The 25,874-nt window shown below is 37.4% G+C and carries 16 protein-coding genes; 8 read left to right on the forward strand and 8 right to left on the reverse strand.

Features of this window, described 5'->3' with window-relative positions; translation table 11 throughout:
- Positions 1-52: 52 nt before the first annotated feature.
- From ACSLUO_RS12335 to ACSLUO_RS12365, 7 genes are all read right to left on the reverse strand, one after another.
- Complete coding sequence (locus ACSLUO_RS12335) at positions 53-976, reverse strand: LamG domain-containing protein (protein WP_448248851.1); 924 nt, start codon at positions 974-976, stop codon at positions 53-55.
- Between the two features lie 198 nt (positions 977-1,174).
- Entirely contained in the window at positions 1,175-3,532 is a 2,358-nt protein-coding gene (locus tag ACSLUO_RS12340) for an alkaline phosphatase D family protein (protein WP_448248853.1), read from the reverse strand.
- Between the two features lie 306 nt (positions 3,533-3,838).
- A complete protein-coding gene (locus tag ACSLUO_RS12345) occupies positions 3,839-4,552 on the reverse strand; it encodes a SapC family protein (protein WP_448248855.1) in 714 nt (237 codons plus the stop codon).
- 14 nt (positions 4,553-4,566) lie between these two features.
- A complete protein-coding gene (locus ACSLUO_RS12350) occupies positions 4,567-6,159 on the reverse strand; it encodes a tryptophan halogenase family protein (protein ID WP_448248857.1) in 1,593 nt (530 codons plus the stop codon).
- 77 nt (positions 6,160-6,236) lie between these two features.
- Positions 6,237-8,315 (reverse strand): Ig-like domain-containing protein, encoded by a 2,079-nt coding sequence (locus tag ACSLUO_RS12355; RefSeq protein WP_448248859.1) that lies wholly within the window; start codon positions 8,313-8,315, stop codon positions 6,237-6,239.
- A 67-nt stretch (positions 8,316-8,382) separates the two neighbouring features.
- On the reverse strand, positions 8,383-12,063 hold the full coding sequence (locus tag ACSLUO_RS12360; protein WP_448248860.1) for a TonB-dependent receptor domain-containing protein: 3,681 nt from the start codon (positions 12,061-12,063) through the stop codon (positions 8,383-8,385).
- A 524-nt stretch (positions 12,064-12,587) separates the two neighbouring features.
- On the reverse strand, positions 12,588-14,210 hold the full coding sequence (locus ACSLUO_RS12365; protein ID WP_448248861.1) for a sulfatase family protein: 1,623 nt from the start codon (positions 14,208-14,210) through the stop codon (positions 12,588-12,590).
- A gap of 300 nt (positions 14,211-14,510) precedes the next feature.
- Here ACSLUO_RS12365 and ACSLUO_RS12370 point away from each other — a divergent pair, with 300 nt between their 5' ends.
- The 4 genes from ACSLUO_RS12370 (at position 14,511) to ACSLUO_RS12385 (ending at position 18,504) form a co-directional block, all read left to right on the forward strand.
- Complete coding sequence (locus ACSLUO_RS12370) at positions 14,511-15,287, forward strand: IclR family transcriptional regulator (protein WP_448248863.1); 777 nt, start codon at positions 14,511-14,513, stop codon at positions 15,285-15,287.
- 410 nt (positions 15,288-15,697) lie between these two features.
- Entirely contained in the window at positions 15,698-16,711 is a 1,014-nt protein-coding gene (locus ACSLUO_RS12375) for a zinc-binding alcohol dehydrogenase family protein (protein WP_448248864.1), read from the forward strand.
- Between the two features lies 1 nt (position 16,712).
- Positions 16,713-17,546: an amidohydrolase family protein gene (locus ACSLUO_RS12380; protein ID WP_448248865.1), complete on the forward strand. Its 834-nt coding sequence runs from the start codon at positions 16,713-16,715 to the stop codon at positions 17,544-17,546.
- Between the two features lie 22 nt (positions 17,547-17,568).
- Entirely contained in the window at positions 17,569-18,504 is a 936-nt protein-coding gene (locus ACSLUO_RS12385; RefSeq protein WP_448248867.1) for an aldo/keto reductase, read from the forward strand.
- A gap of 116 nt (positions 18,505-18,620) precedes the next feature.
- On the opposite strand, the gene ACSLUO_RS12390 is transcribed toward ACSLUO_RS12385, so the two are convergent.
- Positions 18,621-20,138 (reverse strand): UxaA family hydrolase, encoded by a 1,518-nt coding sequence (locus ACSLUO_RS12390; protein WP_448248868.1) that lies wholly within the window; start codon positions 20,136-20,138, stop codon positions 18,621-18,623.
- 159 nt (positions 20,139-20,297) lie between these two features.
- Here ACSLUO_RS12390 and fucP point away from each other — a divergent pair, with 159 nt between their 5' ends.
- The 4 genes from fucP (at position 20,298) to ACSLUO_RS12410 (ending at position 25,536) form a co-directional block, all read left to right on the forward strand.
- Positions 20,298-21,722 carry an L-fucose:H+ symporter permease gene (gene fucP, locus ACSLUO_RS12395; RefSeq protein ID WP_448248870.1) on the forward strand — a complete coding sequence of 475 codons (1,425 nt, stop codon included), beginning with the start codon at positions 20,298-20,300 and terminating at the stop codon, positions 21,720-21,722.
- Between the two features lie 267 nt (positions 21,723-21,989).
- Positions 21,990-22,718: a 3-keto-disaccharide hydrolase gene (locus ACSLUO_RS12400; protein WP_448248872.1), complete on the forward strand. Its 729-nt coding sequence runs from the start codon at positions 21,990-21,992 to the stop codon at positions 22,716-22,718.
- Between the two features lie 2 nt (positions 22,719-22,720).
- Positions 22,721-24,067: a c-type cytochrome gene (locus tag ACSLUO_RS12405; protein WP_448248874.1), complete on the forward strand. Its 1,347-nt coding sequence runs from the start codon at positions 22,721-22,723 to the stop codon at positions 24,065-24,067.
- A gap of 11 nt (positions 24,068-24,078) precedes the next feature.
- A complete protein-coding gene (locus ACSLUO_RS12410; RefSeq protein WP_448248876.1) occupies positions 24,079-25,536 on the forward strand; it encodes a DUF7133 domain-containing protein in 1,458 nt (485 codons plus the stop codon).
- The last annotated feature ends 338 nt before the right edge of the window (positions 25,537-25,874 follow it).

Consider the following 25,874-nt stretch of genomic DNA (forward strand, 5'->3'; position numbering starts at 1 on the left):
TTAACGGGTTGAAATATTAATTACAACCCGTTTATAGCAGGCTTTTTGATGTTTACTTATCAACCAGTTGCCAGGTGCGTACCCAATCGATATACATGGTATTGTTGTTATCATCCAACAAATCATTTTTAGCAGGTAAGCCACCAACCCAAGCAGAATCTTGCGTCCATAAATCCCAAATGATGTTTTGTTCTAAGGTAAACGCTTGTGTTGAAGTAACGCTATTAACCGCTTCACCATTTAAATAAAATTGCACGGTATGTTCGTCTTTCCACCAGGCACCAAAGACATGATATGCATCATTCCATTTGACGTTATTTAGGGTATTTTCAGTGGAAAGATCAGAGCGGTTGTCGGAAGGATTATCATCACCGCCACGTTCAACAACACTATCTTTAACAATAAAATATTGTGAATGCATCTCCCAAGGGTAATTGGCGTAATCCCATTTTCCATTAGGATCGCGATAACTTGGATTTGCGTTATTTTCGATAATATCAATTTCGTCTCTATTCTCAGAATTACCATTATTTAACCAAAAGGTATTGTATGCTGAAATATTTGACGCTTTGATGCGGCTTTCGACATAAACCGGGAAAATAATTTTACCACGCGATTGTACTCGAGAAGTTTCAAACCATCGCGTGGCGTTAGTCTCATCTAGTGTTGCTTTGATCCATAAGTTACCATCACTAACCCCAGCGTTTTTAGCCTTCATGTTGACTGGCGTATCACCATAATTCCAAAGGGGTTTAAACCATTTTTTATTGTCCCATTCGTTAAATTCATCTGACATAGCTTCAACTTTTTGCCAGCGCTTGCCGTCAGGTGTGACATCATTGAAGGTTACAAAGGACGGTAGGTTTGGGTTGGCTGTGTTTACATCAATAACCTTGTCTGAGTGCGCACAGCCAGCCAAGGTTAAACATGATGTAATAAATAAAGATACTGCAGACTTTTTCCTTGATATAAACATTATTAATACCTCGTTTTAGCTATTTATACATATGTTTTAGTCTGATTGACTGTTTATTTAATAGGTTATGTTTTATTAGCTATAAATTGTTGTGGGTTGATCGTTGTTTTAATGATCTTAGTGCTCCTAATAAAAAGACCGTACTTAAACATGGCTCTTGGAAGAAACAATGCTTAAGTACGATCATCGGGGGAGCTGTTAACTATTTTTTAGGTTAAATGGATGAATATATGGCCAACCAGCAAATTGTTTATCGGTATCAGGTGATGCTTGCCAAGGCCAACATTCTAAAACATATTGTTGTTTTTTATGGTTCACTTTTACGATGCCATAACCCTCACTTTTTAAGTTTGGATCAGCAATAAACTTGCCCCATTTGGTATTACTTTTTTGGAATTCAGCGTGGCTTAATTTAGGATTTGCAACTGCTAATACGCGCATTTTATTGCCGAATGAATCAATAAAATCACCTGTGTTTGGGTCATTGTTTAGTTGATTAGTTAATTTCCCCAACCCTTCAAACCAGCGCTGCCAGAATGCTGCCGCAGCAGGGCCTGCAAAAAATAACGCACCGTCATCATATTGTTCAATACCTTGTTGTGCCACCATTCCTAAATGTTGGTCGCCTGCGAGTACTAAGGCATTGGCATTTTTAACTAATTGAACGGCACGTGTTCGGCCATCGGCAGGGTAGCCGTTAGAATCATGATCTATTAAAGGTTTACCATCAGGTTTTGTTTGCGGTGAACCCCAAATTGATGCCGTAATGCATATTTTAGGTAAACCTTTGTCCATATCTGCCCAAGCGGCTAAAAATTCTTCTTGGCGTTTACCTAGCAGTTCACCTTTGGCTTTTTTAGGGCTTATTTTGTAATTAGGAGTGCTTTTAAATTTTCTATCTTCAATAATGGCGAAACTGACACCTCCATAAACAAAACTGCCATAAGTTACCGGAATATTATGGGCGATTGGCGTTGGATCATAAGCGTCTGGATTATGGCCATGTTCAATGCGGTAGACCATTCTTACTAGATCTTTATCCCATTTATAACCGCCATCAGCTTCTTTCATGGTGCCTGAATCTTTACCTGAATTACCCCATAAGTTGCCTTGTAGCACGTCATGGTCATCAGCAAGAATAATGGTTGGACGATTTTTAACGGAATCTCTAAATGCCCAATACCACAAGTACCAACGGTATAAGGTATCAAGCTTGGCTTCTGGCGTATGGCTACCATAACGAGTGGGGTAGGTTTCGTAATATTGATCACCACAAAATACATATAAATCAGGAGCGTGGGCATCACAGTGGCTGACTAATTTATTGTGTGGAAACAGGATATTATCTTGAGTATATCTACCTAATAGCCTTTCTTGGGGGATCAGTGGCTTATAATGTGCCTCGTCTAAACTTTTTGACGTGGGAATAATACAAGAATACAAGGCTATTTTTAGCTCTTTAGCATTACCGTGATCTTTAACTATTTCGCCTGAAAATAAAGTCTCATTTGGTGATTCAGGAAAGACTATTCGATAATCAAAGTTTTGTGATGGCTGCCAATTGCTTATTCTAAATAAAGCCACAAAGCCATCTTCAATTTCACTTGTTGGCCCATGCTGCCATTGACTTTCGCTAGTTTGTTTATATTCTAAGCGGGCATGTTTGTGTTGTTCAAGCGCAATAGGCATGAATTGGGCCGTAAGCTTTAAGACTTTACGATTTAAGCTGTACAAGCAGCCCATGACAGGACCTAATTCGCGATCTGGATGAACGCCAATTTTTTCTCCACCGGTTTGTATGTTTGAAAAAGCAAAACGAGCACCGTCTTTATTGGTTGGTGGCGAAGAAAGTAATAAAATACTTCCGGTTAATTCTTCTGCAGGCACTTGTGTTCTTACCGCAAAGCCTAGCTCTTCTCCTGTTTTAGTGTCTGTTGCTATTAAGCGAACGTCAAAACGATGTTCAGCGACAGGATCAATATGACAATCAAGGGTGATTTCACGATCAGTTATCTTACCGATGGAGGCTGTACCTGTGCGATCAAGTACTTCATAGGCCATAGGTCTGTCAGCATTTGAAAAATCACGAAAAGATAATTCGCCGTTTTGGTTGATCACTGCCATAAAGCCACCGCCAACCCCTGCAGCACGTTGAGCTAAAGCAGCACCACGATAATCCAATTCACCATTACCAACGCCTAACAAAAAACCACAAAAACCTGCTTTGTTTGGGGTTAATGAGTTTATGTTTACTGATAAACGACCAGCTGCATGTTGATTGGTTAAGCTTCGGGTGAGTAGGGAAAATGTGCGAATTTCAAAGCTTTTTTCATGACGTAAACATTCAATTTTGCCGTTATGTAAACGCCAGTCTTGTAAGCGATTGCCCCAAAAAGATTTGCCTAACCAAGTACTTGTTGTTTTTGTGGCTAGTTTTTCTACTGGTAATAAGTTCACGAAAGCAGGTCGTTTAGCTGCAGACTTTGCCGCAATAGATGGCAGCATAGCTGTAGCAATAGTGGCAGTAGACAATTGTATAAAACGTCTTCTTTTCATAACTAACCTAGTAGAGGGCTATTTAAAATCAATAATACCAATGTATATTGTTAACAATAAAAAGTAAATATTTTGTTTATGTATAGTATTTGGATAACGCTGAAATGAAAATAAAGAGGTATAAATTAGAGTGTTTGGTATTAGTTATATTGACGATGAATTCAAAGCACCGTCAATATAACTACTGTTATTTAGACTTAATAAGTCGTTATTTTGTTACTCTACTCGTATGATAATAATGCTTTTAGAGCTAAAAAACTTACTATGATTGTTGATGTTGTTAGCAGTCGCTATCTAAATCAAAGGCTATTTTTCTTGTGACCAGCGGATTAACTTTTCGACATGAACACCGGAATTTATAATCAAATGGCAAACTTCTAATAACCCTTCACGGTGACAAGTTTCGAGATCTTCACCTTGTAATTGAGCTAATTTTTCTCTGTTGATGGCATATAAGCCCTTCATGCTAACGGGTTCATCACCGCCTAAATCAAGTTTCAGAGAAATAGATTCTAATAACTCGAATTTATATAATTGATTTAAAACCTCGTTGGTTTTTTCCATATTGCCCATCAGCTGGCCAAAGGTCTGCTGAATACGTTCTAAATAAGGGCTTGGTTGGCCAAGAGAGTCAAACAGAGGCTCCCCTTTATTTTCTTGAACCATTGGGCTGGCGACATCAAGGGCAATACGTCCGCCTGAAAAATTACCTTCCTCAGCTAGCATGGCTTGAAAAGGGCGTCGTAAAATATCAAGCGGTAAGTATCGCGCTTGCCAGACGTTATTTTGAATATATAAATTTTCGCCTGATTCTATACCTAATAAAGCACTTAATAAAAATTGCCCTGTATTCGGATTTTTAGTTATAAAAACAGGGTATTCGTGCATAAGTCTAGCTAATTCCCCTACCATGACTGTAGCGCTATTCATCTGGTTATCAGGCACATCAACTAATGAAGTGTCAATTTTTAAATGTTTATGGCGTGCAGGATCAAGTAGTTCAATGGTATTGGTTGTCATAGTATTCTCTTTAATTAAATCTTAGAAAGACCATATTTATGAATTTTATTAAGTAAGTCTCTATTTGTTGGTAACGAAGACAATAATTGTTGTTCTCGGTTATTTTTTTGCGAAACGTGTTCGGCAACGTAGTTCTTAATATAGGGTTCAAGTTCAAATAATGGTAGTGTACGAAATTGGCTACCGTATAAAACAAATTGATAACTCGTTGCTTGGAAAAGTTCACCTGTGGCTTCAAAATCATGACCATTGGGAATTTTATGTTGCCAAAGCTTTAATAAGCCTTGCAAGCGCTCGGGGATCGTTTCTGGTTTTTTATTATCAAGCCAAAATGGAGAGGTTCTATTACTTAAGACATAGTGTAGTTTAAGAAAGTCGATAGCTCTTTCCCAACGGTAATGAAATTTATCATTAAATCGTTGTGCTGAAATGTCCATTACCTCAGAGGTTAAAGGTAACTGTTCAGCTATCATCATGGCTGATAATTCAACTAATACTAGGGCGGATGCTTCTAACGGCTCTAAAAATCCAGCCGACAAGCCTACAGCGACACAATTATTTTGCCAAAATTTTTCCCGATAACCTGATTGAAAATTAATTTCTCGAATAGTTAAGTTGTCAGTATTGCCGCCGGTAGATTTTATATAAGTTAATAAGTCATCTTGTGCTTTTTCTTTCGTGGTATGTTTGCTTGAAAAAACATGACCTACACCTCGGCGGGTAGGTAAGCCAATATCCCAAATCCAACCAGCATCTTGTGCTGTTGATTTAGTGCAAGAAACAATAGGGGCATTGTCATCGTTATATTGCACTTGGGTGGCGAGTGCCGTATCGGCAAATAAAATATCATTTACTGGTTTGAGTTTGACGCCAAGGGTTTGGCCAAGCAGTAATGATCTAAAGCCGGTACAATCGATAAATAAATCACCTTGTAGAGTTGTTTTATTGTCGAGCTCTAACTGAGTAATATCGCCTTGGGCATTTTGCTGAATGTGATTAACTTCAGCTAAAACATGGTTAACCCCAAGTTTTTCAATGCAGTGTTTTTGTAAAAAGCTTGAAAACAATCCTGCATTTAAATGATAGCCATAATTAGTTGCAGAGCTATATTCAGCATCGGTGATTGATTTAGGGGCTAATGCATTTTCACAAATATCATGTTGTACCGAAAATTGTTTAGCAAAAGACATTGTTTGGTTAGGTACTTGGTTTTCTTGCTGGCTTTTTAGTTGATCTAACCAGTATTCAGCAAATACGCCATCGACTGAATGTTGAAGGTCGTCAAAAGGGTGATAATAAAAGCCGTTACCTTGATCATTATCCCAGCCAACAAATTTTGAGCCTTGTTTAAAAGAAACCTCACATTCTTTAATAAAATCAGATTCTGAAATCCCCATATTTTTTAACGTTGACACCATAGTTGGCCATGTACCTTCACCAACACCAACCGTTGGAATGTTGGGTGACTCACATAAGGTTATTTGCAACTCACTATTTTTAATTCGACCTTGAAAACGCGAAGCTAAAACACCTGCGGTTATCCAACCGGCGCTACCGCCACCTACAATGACTATGGATTTTACAATATTATTTGTCAAAATGTTCATCTCCAATTAAGTATTTATGAACAAAAAGGCCCATCAAAAGACAGGCCTTTACAATAACAATATAGACTACTTACAATTTATGGAATTGCAAATAATGTTACATTATCAACATGATATAAGATACCTGCTACTGTAAAACTAATACGTACGGTAACATCTTCATTTTCCCAATCAGGCGTACCTGAAGCGCTATCAGTGTTTAGCATCACGCGTACAGCCTCATTAGCAGCGTTACCCCAAGTGCTTGCATAAAAGTTATGCACTGAACCCGAAGCTGTTTCTAGTTTAACTTCAAAGTTAGTAGCCGCACCTTCAGGAGCATTGGTTGGGTGAATATCAAGTTGTAACATATAACGACCACCCGCTTTCACCGCACCAGCTTGCACAGGTAATAAAACATCCGATGATGAAGCATTTCCTGTAGTATCTACGGTTAAGGCATAAGTGCCTTCTGTTACATCTGTTGCTGTATCCGTTACTGCAATAGTACCAACGCCATTGTTAGCTGGTACTACACCATCTTCAAATGAATCAGCATACATAGCTAACATATTGTTTGAGTATCCATCAAAGTCTGTTATATCAACAATACGGATATCATCAACATGAGCTGCAACCGTTGAATGACTTGCAGAAGGACCGTTATAAACTTGGAAAGATGCGTCTGGATAAATTGGCCAGCCAAAAGAAAATGTATTAAATACTGTAGCTGTTTCAGCCCAAACAGTAGTGTCAGCAACCCATTGTCTGTTACCACCAAACCACCAAGCACGGCCTGCATCGCCTTTACCGTAGGCATTTATATGAACAGGGAAATTGGCATTGCCATTTGCAGCAACCGTTTTAGACCAAGCAGCATAATAATAAATACGATCCATTTGTGCAGACCAATCCACTATCATACCAACACCAGGCTTAAGTAGTACGCCATTATTACCAGAGTGTGCAGCATCAGTTGATACTTCAGGATCACCACCACCTTCCCAGCCGAAAGTACTCCAACTAGTTGGTATTGAAGCTAACGCATCGCTTTCAAAAGTAACTGAAGCGCCTTTATTTGCTAATATATTAGATTCAACACCGTTAACAACAATTGTTAGTGCACGTTCACCGTCAGACGTATTACCATTTGTATCTTCAATTTGGTAAGTAAACTCATAGGATTTATTTGAACCAGGTGCAATATCAGTTAAAAATGCATTAGGGCTAAAGGTTAACGTATTACCGTCAAGTTTTGCACCGTATTTTAAGCCATCAACACCGTTCATTTTAATGTTTTTAACGTTGATATCATCGCCTTCACGATCAATAACATCTTGAATTAAATCATAAGTCTTTGAGTTATCTGTTTCAGATAATTCATCGTTTAAGAAGTAACTACCGATTAATGGTGCGCCTGGAATATCTTTAACACCTAGAACATTAATGGTGAGATTGCGAGCAACAGCAAATCTATGATCGCTTACGTCGTATGTATAATTAAACGTTACTTTTTCACCATCAGGAATCTGGCTAGCAATGCTCGCGATATCTAACTCAAGTTCATTATTGGCGTTAATAGTTGATGGAATAACAAACGGGTTAGCATTATCAGCAACTAGGTTACCAGCCGTTAATGGTTCATCATCAGGGTCTGTAACATTAGTTAATAAATTTAATACGGCAGTGCCGGCATCTTTAGTATAATTACCAACAAGATTGCCATTAACAACAGGTTCAAAATCTTCACCAATCACATTGAATGTTGCTGTGCGTTGCACGCTGGCATCACCATCTGAAATGTCATAAGTAAAAACAACCGTGTGTGTGTCACCTGAATCTAAAGAATCAACTAAGGCAGAAGGGCGTAATAACATAGTATTACCTTCTAGTTCAAAACCTGTTGTATCTTCTGCATTTGCTGTTAAATTTTTAACCGATAAAAAGTCACCATCGGCATCGGTAGCAACGCCTTCACCTGATTTAGCACCAGAAGCTGTACCTAATAAATAAACAAATTTAATAGCATCTTTTTCATGTATTGTTACTTCAATATTGCCAGCAACAACAGGCGTTGCATTTGACGTTTTTTCTTTTGGTGTGAACGAATCATCGTCACAGCCGGTTAGTGCTGTTGCCATTGCAGCAACTAGTAAAGATTTTTTTATAATTTTCATAGTAATTTACCATTTTATTTAACCAAGTGTGTCCTTATTACAAAAAACACACTTGATTTAATTAATATTAAAAGTTAACGCGAACACCTAAACGGAATGTTGTACCTACTTTAAACTTAGTATAAGTACGTGACTTGGTTACTCCACCATCAAGTGGATTACCTTCATCATATGCTTCGTAGGTGTAGCCAAGGTCGTTATCCGCAGCAACGCGATCAACCATTAAGGTTCTACTTGTGAAATATGTTCTAAAGGCCGCATCAGTTAAGTTAACAGCTTGCAAACTGATACTGACATTGTCATTAACTTTATAAGTGGCTGCTAAATCGAGAGAATCTCGACCTTCGTTCCAAATACTACCACTATTCCATTGTCTACCATTTAAACCAGTATTCCAGTCTCTACCAACTAATGAATCTGATGAACCACGGTAACTTAAACGAATTTGATGGCCGTCTTGCTCCCAGAACGTTGTGAAGTTATAAGAGTGCTCTGGCGTATCTGCTACTGGATATTCAGGTAAAGCTAACCCTGTAGTTTCAGATAGTTGCGCATCGTATTTACTATCTTGATAGGTATAGTTTGCTGACACCCCTAAACCACTTAAAAATCCTGGTAAGAAGTCATAAGTTTGTGAGTAACCAAGCTCAAGGCCTGTAATGGTTGCACCATCACCATTAATATATTTTGCAACGTTGTATTCGTCACAAAGTAACTTGCGATCATCACTTAACGTAGGAGCAAAATTCAAGTTAAATGGGTAATCCGCGGTTGCAGACATGCTGAGACATTCAGATAAGTCACTACCATCAAGATAAATAGTATCAGCATTAACTACTTCATCATTTCTAAAGTCACGAATGTAACTTCTAAAAGATTCTGTATCGGCAAAATTACTCATGTCTTTTTGGTATAAAGCAACACTTAGCATTGAAGTAGGGTTAAAGTACCATTCTAATGAAATATCTAAGTTTTTAGACTCTAATGGCTTTAACTTAGTATTAAATTGAGTAATGCTACTTCCAACATTTGAATCTTCACCTGACCAATACGCACCTTGGTTTAAAGAAAAACCAGGTCTTAATTGATCAATTTCTGGACGAGTCATAGTTTTAGAAACCGCAAAACGACCGATTAATTCATCACTAAAGGCATAGTTTAAGTTAAGGCTTGGTAAAACGTTGGTATATTTATTACTACCTGACGCTGAATATGCTGACACACGGTTACTGGTAATAGAATCAGCAGCGAAACCGACAGTATCATTTGCCGCTGGTGTTGAACCATCCCAAGTAATTGGTGCTGAGGTTAAGCTTGGATCACCAAATTCATTGTAATGTGTACCACTGATATCGGCATATCGCCACATTGATGCCCATGAGGGGGCATTAAAATCCTGTCCTTCACGTGGATGACCTGCAGGGTATTCTTGAGCACTAGGATCGGCTGATACAACATCAAACCAGTTGGCATAATCAGGATCATGACAAGGACCTGCATCAGGAATACGTGTCCAACCACTTGGATCTGGACCTGCAGAAGTATCCCAACCTAAACCATCAACACGGCCGAATTTTTTCGCGTAACCGTTATCACTTGGATCTGGAATCGGACATGCAGGCAAGCTAAAGTCACGTAACTCTTGTAACTTAGTATAACTAAATTCTCGAGCTAAGTTAGTGCCAGTATGGCTCCACCATTGGGCACCTGCAGAACCTTGTGTTTCAACTTCGGTTTCTACATAACGTACACCAATATCACCAGTTAACTTACCATCAAAAAACTCAAAATTAGTTTTAAAATATACTGCTTTTGTATCTAACTCTGTTGAACGTGTTTCTGTGTCGTTGATATCAGGAACAACATTTTCATTACCATGAATTAAACTTAGTGCACTTCTTACATCAATAGGTCTTAAACCTGTGGTGATATGATCTTGTGCAAAACCAAGGCTATCCATAAAATCATCAACGCCTAAACCTTCTGGTCTTGCGATTAAACTAGCACGAATACCTGAAATGTCACCGTTATCAATAACGGTTAACGAGCCAGTGACCGGATCTTCTAATACAATGGTTTGTGATGTTGAGGTAAATTGATAATTTTGGTTATCAACAAATTTTTCACGTTGACTTAATTTTGCGCCAAATTCAAATTTGGTAATTGGTCCTAATTCTACCGACCAATCAAAATCAACTTGTGCATTATTAATAGTATCTTCAACGGTTACATCTTGTTGTGAGATAAAACCTAAGTGGAAAGTATCTAAATCGGCAGGGTTAAAACCGGTTAATACATTAGTATTATCATACCATTGAGAGCGTGCTACACCTTCTTCATCAGTATAAGCGAAGATATTTTCACCTAAGTCAGCAAAGGTATTACCTGCCACCATTTTACAATGGCCTGACGTACAGTCATAACCTGTTGGGATAATATCTTGACCAGCTGTAAATAATAACGGGCCAGGTACTTGTTGGAAGTTTTGCATGTTAGTGTAGGCATTATTTGGCCCACTTTGGCTTTCACTTTTTGAGTGACCTAATGAAACAGCAACTTGTAAATCGTCAGTAATATAATGATCAATTTTTAAAGTGGTACTTAGGTTAGTTTCTTCGTTTTCATTATTTGAACGGCTAATATCACCAGCACCAAAACGACTGGTATCTTTTAATACTGTTTTGGTATCAGTATCAATAACAAACCATTCTTCAAACGGGTCAGTAAATGTTGATACATACTCATCTGTTGCGTAGTTAGTAACGTTTCTTTCACCTTCAACTAAACCTGGGGAAACCGTGTTACGGGTTTTAATTTCATCAAACGTTCTATGACGATCTTGTTTACTATAAGTAAGATCGTAAGTTACTTCAGTTGCATCTGTAGGCATCCATTGTAAACCTAAGGTGATGCCTGTTCTTTCTGATTCATCTTGATGAAGTGAATATGAAGTATCGCCGTGTTTAATACCAATAACATCACTGATCACATTGCCGTCTTGATCTGTAGCATTTCGGTAAGAGATTGACTCAATATAATTACCAACACGATATTGATCACGACGAGTAGAGTTTGAATCTTTATAAGCAGAAACCGCTAAACCTAAGGTTTCATCTAAAAAAGTTTCAGTAAAAGTTAATTGAACTTTACTGTCCGTTTTTTCAGAAAAATCATTATAACGCCCTTGTACTTCAAGAGAGCGAATAGGATCTTTATCAACACGGTTTAACGGTTTGATGGTTACTAAGTTAACACTACCACCTAAAGAGCCTTCATCATGATCAGCACTTGGTGTTTTTACCACTTCTAAACGTGATAAAGCATCGGCAGAAAATGAGCTTAAATCAACCGCTTGGCTGAAATCTGTGGTGGCTAATTGCTGGCCATTCAACGTGATATTATTTTGTTGTGAAGTGGCACCACGAATAGTAATTTGTGAACCTTCACCTTGGTTTTGTACAATAGAAACACCAGTAATTCGGCCTAGCGCATCGGCAATGTTTTGGTCGGTACTTTTACCTACATCCTCAGCATTAATGGTATCAACAACGTTAGAAGAAAATCGTTTGTCGTTTAACGACTTTATTAAGCTACCACGTAAACCGGTAACCTCAATAACTTCAATTTCTTCTTGCTCTTTATCTTTATTGTTATTTTGCACCGCATCTTGCGCGTAGGTATTGGTACCTAACACGGCAAAAACAGCCAAGCAAACAGTATTAAGTTTAAACTTCTTACTTGTGTTCACTATTGTATCCCCTATAGATTATTTCATAATTCATTTTAGTCAATGGTCAACAAAATACTAATTTCATTTAACCAGTTATATCAATGTAGCCCCATAGTTAATACTTTGTCAATGAAATATTGTTAACAATGTTCAAAAAACATTGTTCATTTTAATATTGAATAATTTGATTGCAGGTATTCTTTTATCATTCAAAAATGTTTTATAAGTGGGTAGATATGACGTGGTATATGGCTTAGCAATATAAAGTTGTTTGAAATTTATACTGTAAACTTGTTAAATCAGTGGGATTTATTAATAAATTATATATTTTTATTTTTTTTCGAGTGAGCAATAGAGATCACAACATAAATGTTAGCTGCGTTTAGAATATAGAGCGTTTATGTGCAATGTTTAAAAAGAACTTATTCAGTAAAAGAAAAAATGGTTTAAATAGGGAGAAGATTTGGTAGGTATTCGAACAAGAAATTGATACTAGCCTACTTTACTTCCTTTTAAAGTAGGCTGTTTAAGCTGGTATTAAATTAACTATCCCAGTTGTTATCAATAATTTCCTGCATTCTAGGGTAGTTTTTATCGGTTTCGTTGTAGGCTTCGCGCTGTTTTTTTAGCTCGGCTTTTAATTCGCGAATGACATGCTGATAACGAATATCATGATAAATATTATTTAGTTCATTGGGATCATTTCTTAAATCATATAATTCCCAACCCGCTGGCGTGGCAACTTTATTAGGCTCTTTTCCTGTTGCTGCTAACCACTTTTGATCGTAAAAAGTAAACGGGGTTTCACGATAATTATCACCATAAAAGAAAATTAATTTATAGTCTTTGGTACGTAAGCCCGTATGCGCAGGCACGTCATGATACATACGGTGAGTCCAGTATCTATAAAGAGTTGCGGTGCGCCAATTCTCAGGCTCTTGACCACTAAGTGCTGCTTTAAAACTACGGCCTTGCATATATTCAGGCGTTTCCTGACCAATTAAATCGAGTAGAAAAGGTGCGAAGTCGGTGTTATTAACTAATAAATCGCTGCGTTGTCCTGCGTTATCGATACCAGGATGTCTAACAATAAATGGCATTTGAATGGATTCATCCCAGATCCAACGTTTGTCTTGATAATCATGCTCACCTAACATCATGCCTTGATCAGAGGTGTAAACGATAATGGTGTTTTCATACAAACCTTGCTCTTTTAGGGTTTGAATAAGACGAGCAATGTTATCATCAACTCCTTTGATACATCTTAGGTAACCTTTAACGTATGCCTGGTATGCTTGGCGGGTGTATTCTTTGTCTGAAAGGTTTGGATCAATTTTATAGTGTTGGCCATAATTGCGACGTGGGTTACGTTTTGAAATCGATGTGCCAATCTCTCTAATTAACTCATCGTTATGGCCACGAGTGGCAGGAGAACCAAAAGTGTCCTTAATACCGTATAAATCAACAGGTTCAGGAATTGTCGCATCTTCTAGGTAGTTATTATAACGTTCAGCATATTCAAAGTAGTCATGTGGCGCTTTAAATTGATGCATTAAAAAAAACGGTTTATCTGATTTTCTATTTTTTAACCAATCAATTGATATGTCGGTGATCACATCTGAAGAATGGCCAGTATAATTTTTTGTGGTTTTAGGCCAAGTTTGATCACCTCTTAACCTAAATTCTGGGTTATGGTATTTGCCTTGACCTGGTAAAACTTGATAATAATCAAATGCACTAGGTTCATGCTTTAAATGCCATTTACCAACCAGTGCTGTTTCGTAGCCTGCTTTTTTCATTTCTTTTGGTAAAAACTGCTTTTCTTCGGCAATTCCACCTTTTAGATCTTGGACACCGTTAGTTTGGCTGTATTGACCGGTAAGTATGGTTGCACGACTTGGACTACAAATAGAATTCGTAACAAAGGTGTTATCAAATACCATACCTTCACTGGCTAATTTATCTAAATTTGGGGTTGGGTTTAATTTGGCTAAACGACCACCGTAAGTACCAATAGCTTGGGCAGCATGATCGTCTGTCATAATATATAATATATTATATTGTTTTGTTGTTTTAGATTTTTCATCACTTTGTATTGCTGTATTTGTTATACAACCTGAGAGCTGCGTGACGGCTAACCATGTTAGTAAGATATATCTTTTCATTTTATCTGGCTTTAATTAAATCACATGTGCAAATAATATATTAAATATAAAATTATTCAACTTTGTTTGTCACTAAAATAAATAAATATATTGGCTTTGGCGGGTAATTAGAGAAAGAGTGTAAAATGGATTGTTTAGATATACCTCATTTTTCGTATGTTTAACGATTCTTTTAACGGATCATTGTTTTACTTTTAAAAGTATAAAATTATATCGACATTTTCCAGAATCTGATTAGAATTGTTTCATATTATACGATTTATATTTAAATTCTAAATATTCAGATTAAAGGTTAATGAAATGTCAGAAAAACCAACAAAAAAATATTCAGCGCCAGCTTTAGAAAAAGGGTTGGATGTTTTAGAGCTACTTTCCGCAGATTCAACTCCTATTAGTACTTCTGCTATCGCAGAAAAATTAGGGCGTTCTAATGCTGAAATTTATCGCATGATATTGGTTTTAGAACAACGAGGTTATATTGAAAAGTATGCTGATGTTGATGGCTATCAAGTAACCCGTAAGTTATTACAACTGGGTACTGAGCATGAACCAATAAAAGACATTCTTGAATATTCACAGCCGATCATGCGAGAGTTGGCTGAAAAAACCAGTATGGCTTGTCACATTGCGGTTGAATCTCAAGAGCAAATTGTTGTCATAGCACGTGCAGAAACGCCGAGTAACCTTTCCTATTCTGTGAGAGTGGGTTATAGACGACCAATTTGTTATGCAGCTTCTGGTCGTATTTTGTTTGTTCATCAAAATGCGGATAAAAAAGAGAAGATGATCAAATTATTAGAAAAGCATCACAGTGAAGAAGATATCAATACGTTTTTAGCTGAATGTAAAAAGGTGAGTAAACAAGGTTACCTTAAAGCACCAAGTGCCTTTGTTAAAGGTGTAACTGATTTATCATATCCGATCATGGATGGCGATCACGCAGTAGCTACGTTAACTGTACCGTATATTCAGCGTATTCCTGAAGTTATGGCGGTTGATCAAGTATTGGTTGAGCTTAAACAAGCAGCTGAAGATATTTCGAAAGCTGTGTCTTATGGTCTTGTTCGTAAATTTTAAAAGTTAATCGCTTTTTATGTGATCTATAAAAAGGAAAGAGTGCGCTCTTTCCTTTTTTTATGCTTATCTGTTTATATATTAACTTGTCTCATTATATTAACGCCTAATTTATTATTTTCTTGTGTTATTTATACGGTAAATTTTGTTCAAATAAATATTTTATTTAATGACTTATCGTAATTTTTACAGTGGTTTAATTTTAGTTTTAATATATTTTATAATTATAAAACAAATAGTTAAGGTAAAATATTAGGTTGGTAATCAGTTATCAAAAAAATGTTAACGCTAACTCGTATATAAAATCATTTGTTCATATTCAAAAAATGGATGAAATGTTTTGGTTGAGCTGTTACTATTGTTTGCATATGAAAAATGATATCTAAATTTGAATGATGGAGTATGCGCATAATATGAAAACAGTAGTATGTGTTAAACCAGGGGTTTTAGAACCTATGGAAGTAAATAAACCGGTACCTAAAGCAGGTGAAGTACTGGTTAAAATTAAATCAATAGGTATATGTGGTACTGACATTCATGCTTATGGAGGTAATCAACCATACTTTCAATATCCACGTGTTTTGGGCCATGAATTATCCGGTATTATTGAAGAAACCGGATCGGGTGTTCAAATAAGCAAAGGTAGCCAAGTTTATATTATTCCTTATTTAAGCTGTGGTGAATGCATTGCTTGTCGCAATGGTAAACCTAATTGCTGTACTGATATTGAAGTATTAGGTGTTCATCGTGACGGCGGTATGTGTGAATATATTTGTGTACCAGAATCAGCCGTGGTGAAAACAGATGGGCTTAGCTTTAATGAAATGGCGGTAATTGAATGTTTAGCTATTGGTGCTCATGCGGTTCGTCGTGCTCAAATCACACCTAATGATACCGTATTGATCATGGGAGCAGGCCCTATTGGTTTAGGAGCATTACAATTTTCACAAGAAGCTGGTGCCAAAGTGATTGTCTCAGAAGTTTTTCCCGAAAAGCGTAAATTTTGCCAAGAACAATATAGTGTGCATGGTGCTATTGATGCTTTAGGCGATGTTAACGCACAGTTGGCAGAATTAACTGATGGTGAATTTCCAACCGTGATTATTGATTGTACCGGCAATGTAAAAGCAATGGAATCAGCGGTTTATAATTTAGCGCATGGTGGCAAAATTGTTTTTGTTAGTGTTGTTAAGGCAAGTATTACTTTTGATGATCCTGAATTTCATAAACGTGAAACGACTTTATTAGGCAGCCGTAATGCAACATTAGAAGATTTTGAGCATGTTGTTACTTGTTTGAAAAATGGCAAAGTTCGCATTGAGCCAATTGTGACCCATAAAGCTTCGTTCAATGACTTAATTCCATCGTTTGAAGAATGGGTTAAGCCAAGCTCTGGCGTTATCAAAGCGGTAGTTGAATTAGACTAAAATGAAAATAGACGCACATCAACATTTTTGGCTGTACTCTGCAGAAGAATATGATTGGATTGGTGAAAATGAAGCGGTGATCAAGCGTGATTTTTTACCTGAACACTTAGCACCCATATTATTAGAAAATGGTATTGATGGCTGTGTTGCCGTTCAGGCTCGACAAACAATCGAAGAAACTCACTGGTTGTTAACGCTGGCCGATGAAAATCAGATTATTAAAGGTGTTGTTGGCTGGATTGATCTACAAGCTGAAGATTTAGCCAAGCAATTATTAGCGTTTAAGCCAAGTTCAAAGCTAGTCGGTTTTCGTCATGTGTTACAAGGCGAACCCGACCCTGAGTTTATGCTAAAAAATGAATTTATTCGTGGTTTACATGTTATTGCTGAGCAAGATTATTGTTATGATCTCTTAGTGTTTGCAAAGCAATTACCACAAACGATTGAGTTGGTAAAACGCCTACCTCAAATGAGGTTAGTACTTGATCATATTGCAAAACCCGATATTGCTACCGGTGTAGACTTCACCCAATGGCAACAACAGATCACTGAATTAGCGGCTTCTCCACATGTTTATTGCAAAGTATCCGGTATGGTGACAGAAGCGGATCATCAGCATTGGCAACAGCCGCAATTTAATCGATATTTAGACGTTATATTTAATGCTTTTGGTCCAGAAAGAATTATCTTTGGTTCAGATTGGCCAGTATGTTTATTGGCCGCCCAATATCATCAAGTAAAAAAAATCGTCTCGGAATATGTACAGGATAATTATCCTGAATTTTTCGATGATATCTTTGGATTGAATGCAGCTAGGTTTTATCGATTAACATGATCGGTACAAGTAGGAATTAATTATGCAGTACAAACAACTGGGAAACACAGATTTAAAACTTTCACAGCTTAGTTATGGCGCATCACCATTAGGCAGTGTTTTTCGTAACATTAGTGAAAATGAAGGCATTCGCACCGTTCATACAGCTTTAGATTTAGGGATTAATCATATTGATGTTTCGCCTTATTATGGCGATACGGTTGCTGAAACTGTGCTAGGTAAAGCATTAAAATCTGTCAATCGTGACCGTTATATCTTATCAACTAAAGCGGGACGATACGGTGCTGATTTTGCCGATTTTGATTTTTCGGCAAAGCGTATTGAAGCGAGTTTAGAAGAGAGTTTAACCCGCTTAGGGGTTGATGGTGTGGATATTTTATATTTACATGATATTGAATTTGGTGATTTAAATCAGGTTTTTAATGAAGCTATTCCTTGTTTGCAAGCGCTTAAAGCACAAGGGAAAATTCGCTATTTTGGTGTGACAGGTTACCCAATAAAAATATTTGAAGAAACCATAAACCAGTTTGATATTGATTGTATTCTTACTTATTGTCGATATGCGCTACATGATACGTCATTAACTAAATTGATACCGAGTTTAGATGCAAAAGGGGTTGGCATTATTAACGCTTCGCCAACAGGTATGGGCTTATTAACAGAGCGTGGCGCGCCAAGTTGGCATCCCGGTAATAAAGAGCTTTTAGCGGCTAGCCAAAAAGCGGTAGCACTTTGTCAAGCACATGGTGTTGATGTTACTGAAATTGCTTTGCAGTTTGCTATTAATCATCCTTCGATTGTTTCTACTTTAGTGGGAACAGCAAACCCGCTAAATATTGAAAAAAATGTTAAATGGGCAGAGAAAAAGCCCGATCAAGCGTTAGTAGAAGAACTCCTCGCTTTATTTAAAAATATTGACTGCACATGGCCGTCAGGACATACCATTAATCAAGATTAATTTTCAAAAATTGTTGTTCAGTTAGCAAAAGGGCAATAACACATTTAGTGTTATTGCCCTTTTTTCATTCACCTTGACTTACTGTATGTTGAACTTTATACGGATTGCTATTACTTTTATAAAGTAACGCCGGTTTTCCAGATAGCGATTTCTCGGTTATCGTTTAATTCATTATTTGTTTTTTCACCAGAAGCAACCGCTAAAATATAATCAAATAATTTATCCGCACATTCGTCAATATCAACACCGCCATCTAAAATTTGGCCAGCGTTAAAATCAATCCAATGTTTTTTACGGCTAGCCAGATCACTGTTTGATGAAATTTTAACTGTTGGTACAGGAAACCCTAACGGTGTGCCTCGACCTGTTGTAAAAAGTACCATGTTGGCGCCAGCAGCAGCTAAAGCGGTAGAAGATACGGCATCGTTACCAGGTGCTTGCAATAAAGTTAAGCCTTTACCCGTGCTTGCTTGCTCACCATAATCGATAACTTCATTAATGATCGCTTGCCCACCTTTTTGAATGGCCCCTAAACTTTTTTCTTCTAACGTGGTTAAACCGCCTGCTTTATTACCAGGTGATGGATTTTCGTAGATTGGTTGATTATTTTTTATGAAATAATCTTTAAAGTCAGTAACAAGATTTACTATTTGGTCAAAATGCCCTTGAGTTTGGGCGCGATCCATCAGTACTTGCTCTGCACCAAACATCTCTGGGGTTTCAGTTAAAATAACTCTGCCACCGTATTGGGTTAGTTTATCGGTTATCCTACCAACAACAGCATTAGCTGTTAGTCCGCTAAAACCATCTGAACCACCACATTTCATACCTAAGGTTAATTTTGACACCGGTGTTTTTTCTCGTACGTCTTTCGCCATCAAGCCTAATAAATCATTGGCAAAGGCAAGCCCAGTTTCAATTTCATTATCTACTTGCTGTGAATTAAATGATTTTACTCTATCTTCATCTAAACCAATGGCATTGGCTAATAAAGTTGAAAGTTGGTTGTTTTCACAACCTAAACCAATAATCACTACGCCACCAGCATTTGGGTTTTGCATTAACGCGGTTAATAATTTGCGGGTATTAATTAAGTCATCACCTAATTGTGAGCAGCCATAAGGGTGTGTGATAGCAATAAAGTCATCGGCAAGTTCCGGATGTTGCCTTTTTAGTAGATCACAAATTCTTTTAGCGGATTGATTAACACAGCCAACGGTGTTGATCACCCATAATTCATTACGAATGCCTACTTTGCCATTTTTACGACGAAAACCTGAAAAATAAGGCTGATCGGGTAATGATGGCTGCGGTGTCGGTTGACCGTTGTAATGATATTGTTCGCTACCATCGAGTTTCGTTTTTAGGTTATGGCTATGGATATGCTGACCAATAGCGATAGCTTGTGTGCATTGACCAATACTAAAACCATACTTAATGACATCGTCACCGATAGCAAGTGAACGGATGGCAATTTTGTGGCCGGCGCTTATATCTTCTGTAATTAAAATGTCTTGATCGTCAATGGTGATAGTGCTGTTCGCCGTTAATGCTTGTACAGCCACAGCGACATTATCTTCCGGATGAACCTTAATTACTTTTCTAATTAAAGTGTTATTGTTAATATCTATCATATATAAAAGCTACCATTTACTTATAAATTCATGCTAATCTTATAGAAAATATTGGTTCTTGTATATATTAAAAACGACAAAGCTAATAAAGTAATGGCACCTTTAGGTGAGAAAAATAAAAAACAATTTGATTCATATAGAAATGAATGAAGGGGATTTATGAATACAAAAATAGACACTGCGGCTGAAGTGGTTGCAAATAGCTCAACAACGGTTGATACACCAAAAGTGCTTGAGCCAAAATATATAGTACCGTTTCTTTTAGTGGCAACCTTATTCCCACTTTGGGGCTTTGCTAATGATGTTACCAACCCATTGGTGAAAGCTTTTAAAGATATTTTCTTAATAAGTAATGCACAAAGTAGTTTAGTGCAATTTGCTTTTTATTTAGGTTATGGCGTGATGGCCATTCCTGCTGCAATTTTTATTCGACGTTATTCTTATAAATCAGGCATTTTATTAGGCTTGTTTCTTTATGCTGTTGGCGCTTTGTTATTTATTCCTGCTTCGCTTTACATGGAATTTAGCTTCTTTTTAGCTGCGCTTTGGATATTAACGTGCGGCTTAGCGTTATTAGAAACGACGGCCAACCCATATATATTATCGATGGGGCACGAAGATACATCGACTCAGCGGCTAAACCTCGCGCAAGCTTTTAACCCTATTGGTTCATTAACTGGGATGTTTATTGCTTCGAGCTTTATTTTAAGCCAGTTAGAGGTGGAAAAATTTAGAGCACAAGAAAAGGCCGCTCACCCAGAATATGCCAATTTATTACCATCAGAAGTTGATGGCAAGTTAACGCAAGCGTTACATGACTTTTCAGTAGCTAGCCCAGATGCTCATCAGGCAATGCAAGCGGCTGACTTGGTGACAGTGAGAGGGCCTTATGTTGCTATTGCTGCAATTGTAGCAATTTTGTTTATTGTATTTTTGTTTAGTAAGTTACCTCGAACGATTTCACATGATCACCCATTAACGTTGAAAGAGCTGAAAGCTACCTTTGGGCGACTGTTCGCTAACAAGTGTTATTTAGAAGGAGTATTAGCCCAAGCCTTTTATGTTGGGGCACAAATCATGTGTTGGACCTTTGTCATTCATTACGGCATGACATCTGTGGGGTTAACGGCCAGTGAAGCGCAATCGTATAATATGATCGCAATGGGGCTATTTTTAGTGAGCCGCTTTGTTTGTACTTTCCTATTGGCTTATATTCGCCCAGGTCAATTATTAATGTTGTTAGCTGCCGGTGGTTTTACGTTAACACTAGGCGCTATCTTTATCGGTGGCATGACCGGGTTATATTGTCTTATCGGCGTTTCGGCTTGTATGTCACTTATGTTCCCTACGATTTATGGTATTGCGTTAAAAGGCATGGGTGATGATGCAAGCTTAGCTTCGGCAGGTTTAGTTATGGCAATTGTGGGTGGAGCCTTAATGCCTCCTATGCAAGGTGCGTTAATTGATGGCAGTGAGCTGATTGCAGGTATTCCATCAGTGCAAACATCATTTGTACTACCGCTAATATGTTTTGTTGTTATTTGTTTTTACGGTTTCCGTGCACATAACAAATACAAGGTGTAATTTTATTGTTAAAGGCTAGCCTTTACTTCGGATCTTTTGTCTGTTGTTTAGGTTAGTCACAAGGTTTTACATAAATCATCATGTCGTCTGCTTTTTTTTGCTAGTGATTACAGACCCTTTGTTAAGTGCTTATCAGTACAAATATGTAAAGCAAGTGATGATTTAGTACTAAGTGTTTTGTTTTTTGTTAACAAATATCTAGATTTGATAGCGCTAACAATCTACACTTAAGCCTTTAATTTTGTACACAGGTTAAATGGACAGAATATGAAAAAAATAATCAATATTTCATTTGTTGGGCTATACCTCTTGGGAGTAGCCACTCAAGCTAATGATATGGATCCAAAATTAACTGAGCAGTGGACACCTATTCCACCAGTAGTAACGATTAATCAGATCCCGTCTGATGCAATTTCTTTATTTAATGGAGGTAACCTTGAGGCTTGGCAAGATAGAAATGGAAAAACACCTGCATGGCAAGTGGAAAATAACACGGTAACGGTTACGCCTAAAACTGGCGCTATGGTTTCTAAGCAAGCGTTCTGCGATATACAACTACATTTAGAATGGCGATCTCCCAATAAAGTGGCTGGTAAAAGTGGGCAAGGTTTAGGTAATAGCGGTATTTTTATTCAAGGGCGCTATGAAATTCAGGTATTAGATTCTTATAAAAATCAAACTTATGCTAATGGCCAAGCCGCTTCTGTTTATAAGCAATCGGCACCACTTGTAAATGCTACGTCACCTACAGGACAGTGGAATAGTTACGATATTATTTTTAAAGCGCCGGTTTTTAATGAGGATCAATCGTTAAAAACACCTGCATATGTCACGGTGCTACATAACGGCATTTTAGTTCAAAATCATTTTGAGATTAAAGGGTCAACAACTTTTAAAGGGCAACCGTCTTATAAAGCTCATGGTTGTGCACCAATTGTATTACAAGATCATGGTGACAAAGTGAGTTACCGAAATATATGGGTAAGGGAATTATAATAATGACTAATTTCATGACATTAGGGGGCAAAAGCAAGGTATTCAGTTTACTCGCCCTATTAGTTACATCAAATGTTAGTGCTGCTGAGCTTGACGATAAAATTATTGCTATGTCACAAGACAATAGCGTAACGATGCAAGGTAAAGCGTTATTTGAACAAGTTTGTGCTTCTTGCCATGCTAAAGATTTAAGCGGAGCTACGGGTTTTAATTTAAAAGATGGTGAGTGGATCCACGGAAGTGAACCTTCTGCCATCATTAATAATATTAAAAGTGGCTTTGCCAATGCTGGTATGCCAGGCTTTGGTGCGGTTTATTCGGAAGAACAGTTACAAGCAATTGTTGCGTATATTTTATCTAAAAGAGAAGGTTTTGATAATTTAACTTATAAAATTTATCAAATGACTGACAGTAAAGATAAAGTGATTAACGAGCAAAAACTCATCAAACAAGGCCAAATAGCCTCAAATTTTGCTGATTTTCAATTACCCGAAATACAACATTATGTGATCGAATTTGAAGGAGATTTTTATACTTTAAAGGATGAAGATACTAAGGTTTGGATCCAATGGGGTAAGCCAATTGACGCAACATTTGAAGTTAATGGTAAAGAAGTGAAACGCAATGGTGAATGGGATCCTACTTGGAACCTAGAGCGAGGTAAGCAGCATTTAAAAATCACTTATCGTTCCGGCACTAATAAATTACATCAGCGAAACTTACCCTTGATTGTCACTAATCAGGATATGAGCATTAAGCTTTTTCCTATTTCAGATCGGGCAAGAGCGATCATGTTAGAGAAAAAGGTAGAAGTAAAAGCGGAAAATCAAACGGTTATACAACGTAAAAAAGTGATGAATGTTCCGGTTTATTCAATTTCTGTCGGGCTGCCTACTAAAATCAATTATGCTTTCAACAGTCGAAGTTGTGACATTGTTGGCTTATGGCAAGGTGATATGCTTAATGTTGGCCCTAATGTTGGTGGTAGAGGCCAAGATGGTAGTTTACCGCTTGGTGAATGGTGGTTTCATGCGCCGCAGTCTTTAGAACAACAAACTACCGATAAGGCAAAATGTCGATATAAAGGCTATCAATTAAAAAATAATGAACCCGTATTTAATTATCAGTTAGCCGGTGTTGATTATAGCCTAACCGCTAGTGCTGAAAGTGATAAAGAAATTACATTTTTCTATCAAGTTGACTCAGCAGTAAAATCGGCAGTGACTTTTAATTTACCGCAAGCCAACCAATTTAGTTGGTATACCGCTGGCGCGAAAATACAAAATAAATCAGTCACAATCAAACCTGATCCGCAAGGTCAATTTGCTATCACCGCAAAAATTAATTAATAGAAGAGCGTATGATGATGAAATTAAAATTAGCTTTTACTGCTGTTGCTTTGTCTGTATTGGCTTGTGGTGCTAATGCCCAGCAAGCTCCTAAAAATAGCTATAAACCTGACGGATACAGTATTGAGACAATTACAACACCTAAAGATGTGCGCTTTCATGTCACAGGCTTAGACAGCACCAAAGAGGGCGTTGTTTATGTAGCAACACGTTTTGGCGATGTTTGGCGTTATGAAAATGAAACCTGGCATAAGTTTGGCGAAGGACTACATGAACCAACTGGTTTGTTAATTGATGATGATGGTTCAATTTTAGTTGCCCAAAAACCTGAATTAACGCGTCTTAAAGACACCGATAATGATGGCATAGCCGATCAATATCAATATGTGGTTGGTGATTGGGATTTTCATGATAATTATCATGAGTTTACTTTTGGACCCGTGAAAGATCTTAAAGGTAATTATTACGGTACGTTAAATCTTGGTCATGGTACTCCTGGTGCCTTTTCTCTTGGTGCTATGGGATCTTCTGGAGGTTATCGAGGGTTTGCTTTTCAAGTCAATAAAGCGGGCGAATTTGTACCATATGCTTGGGGGTTACGCTCACCAGCCGGAATAGGTGCTAACCCTCAAGGTGAAGTGTTTTTTACCGACAACCAAGGTGATTGGGTACCAACCTCTAAATTACACTTATTAGAGCAAGGTAAATTTTATGGTCATCCTGTATCGTTAATTGACGTTGATGGATACACCAGAGAAAGTATTTCAGAAATGTCATTTGAAACATTAGCGAAAATGAGTGAAAAACCTGTGGTTTGGATCCCGCATGTTGAAGTGGCTAACTCTCCCGGCAACCCTGAGTGGGATACTACTAAAGGTAAATTTGGGCCATTTAAAGATCAAATATTTATTGGCGATCAAACCCAGTCTAACATTTTTAGAGTTATGCTTGATAAAGTTAACGGTGCCTATCAAGGTGCAGTTATCAACTTTATGAATGATTTTCAAAGTGGCAATATTCGAGTTGATTTTGACAGCCAAGGTCAGCTTTGGGTTGGTCAAACAGCTAGAGGTTGGGGCGCAAAAGGCGGTAAACCGTTTGGCTTACAAAAGGTGGTTTGGGATGGTACCAATCCGTTTGAGTTATTAGATATAAAATTAACTAAAACAGGATTTAAACTTAAATTTACCGAACAGCTAGATCCGGCAAGTGTAACCGCGGCTAACTTTTTAGCTCAAGAATGGAACTACCATTATTCTAGCAATTATGGCTCGCCGAAGAAAAACCAAAAAACTCTGAAAATTAACAAGGTAGCTTTATCAGCAGATGGACGAGAGGTTGACATTACCTTACCGTTAACGGCTGATAAAGTGGTGCAAATTGATTTTGCCAAGCTTAAAGATATTAAAAAGCGGCAGGTTAGCGTTGATAAAGTGTATTACACGCTTAATCAGTTAATTGCTAAATAATTTAATAGTTATTTTAGGCTAATCGTTCAAGATAAAAGCCCATTAACAGCACTGTTAATGGGCTTTTTTATATAAAGTTAGCTTGTCCCTCAATACCTTTATTCTGTCACACTCGTCGGGTTAATGTTTTTTGTTGCATTTATTCACATACTATAAAAATATTAACTGTTGCTATTATAGTTTTAATTTTGGCAGGATAAATATGCGAGAATACCCTTATTAAGATCTATCAGTAGTATGCGTTTAAAATATTACTAGTGAGATTATGAGTATCTACTTTTGTACTACGGCAAAAGATAATACAAATATTTGTATCACATATAGCGACAAAGATTGTT

This window comes from Thalassotalea agariperforans, from assembly GCF_053470345.1.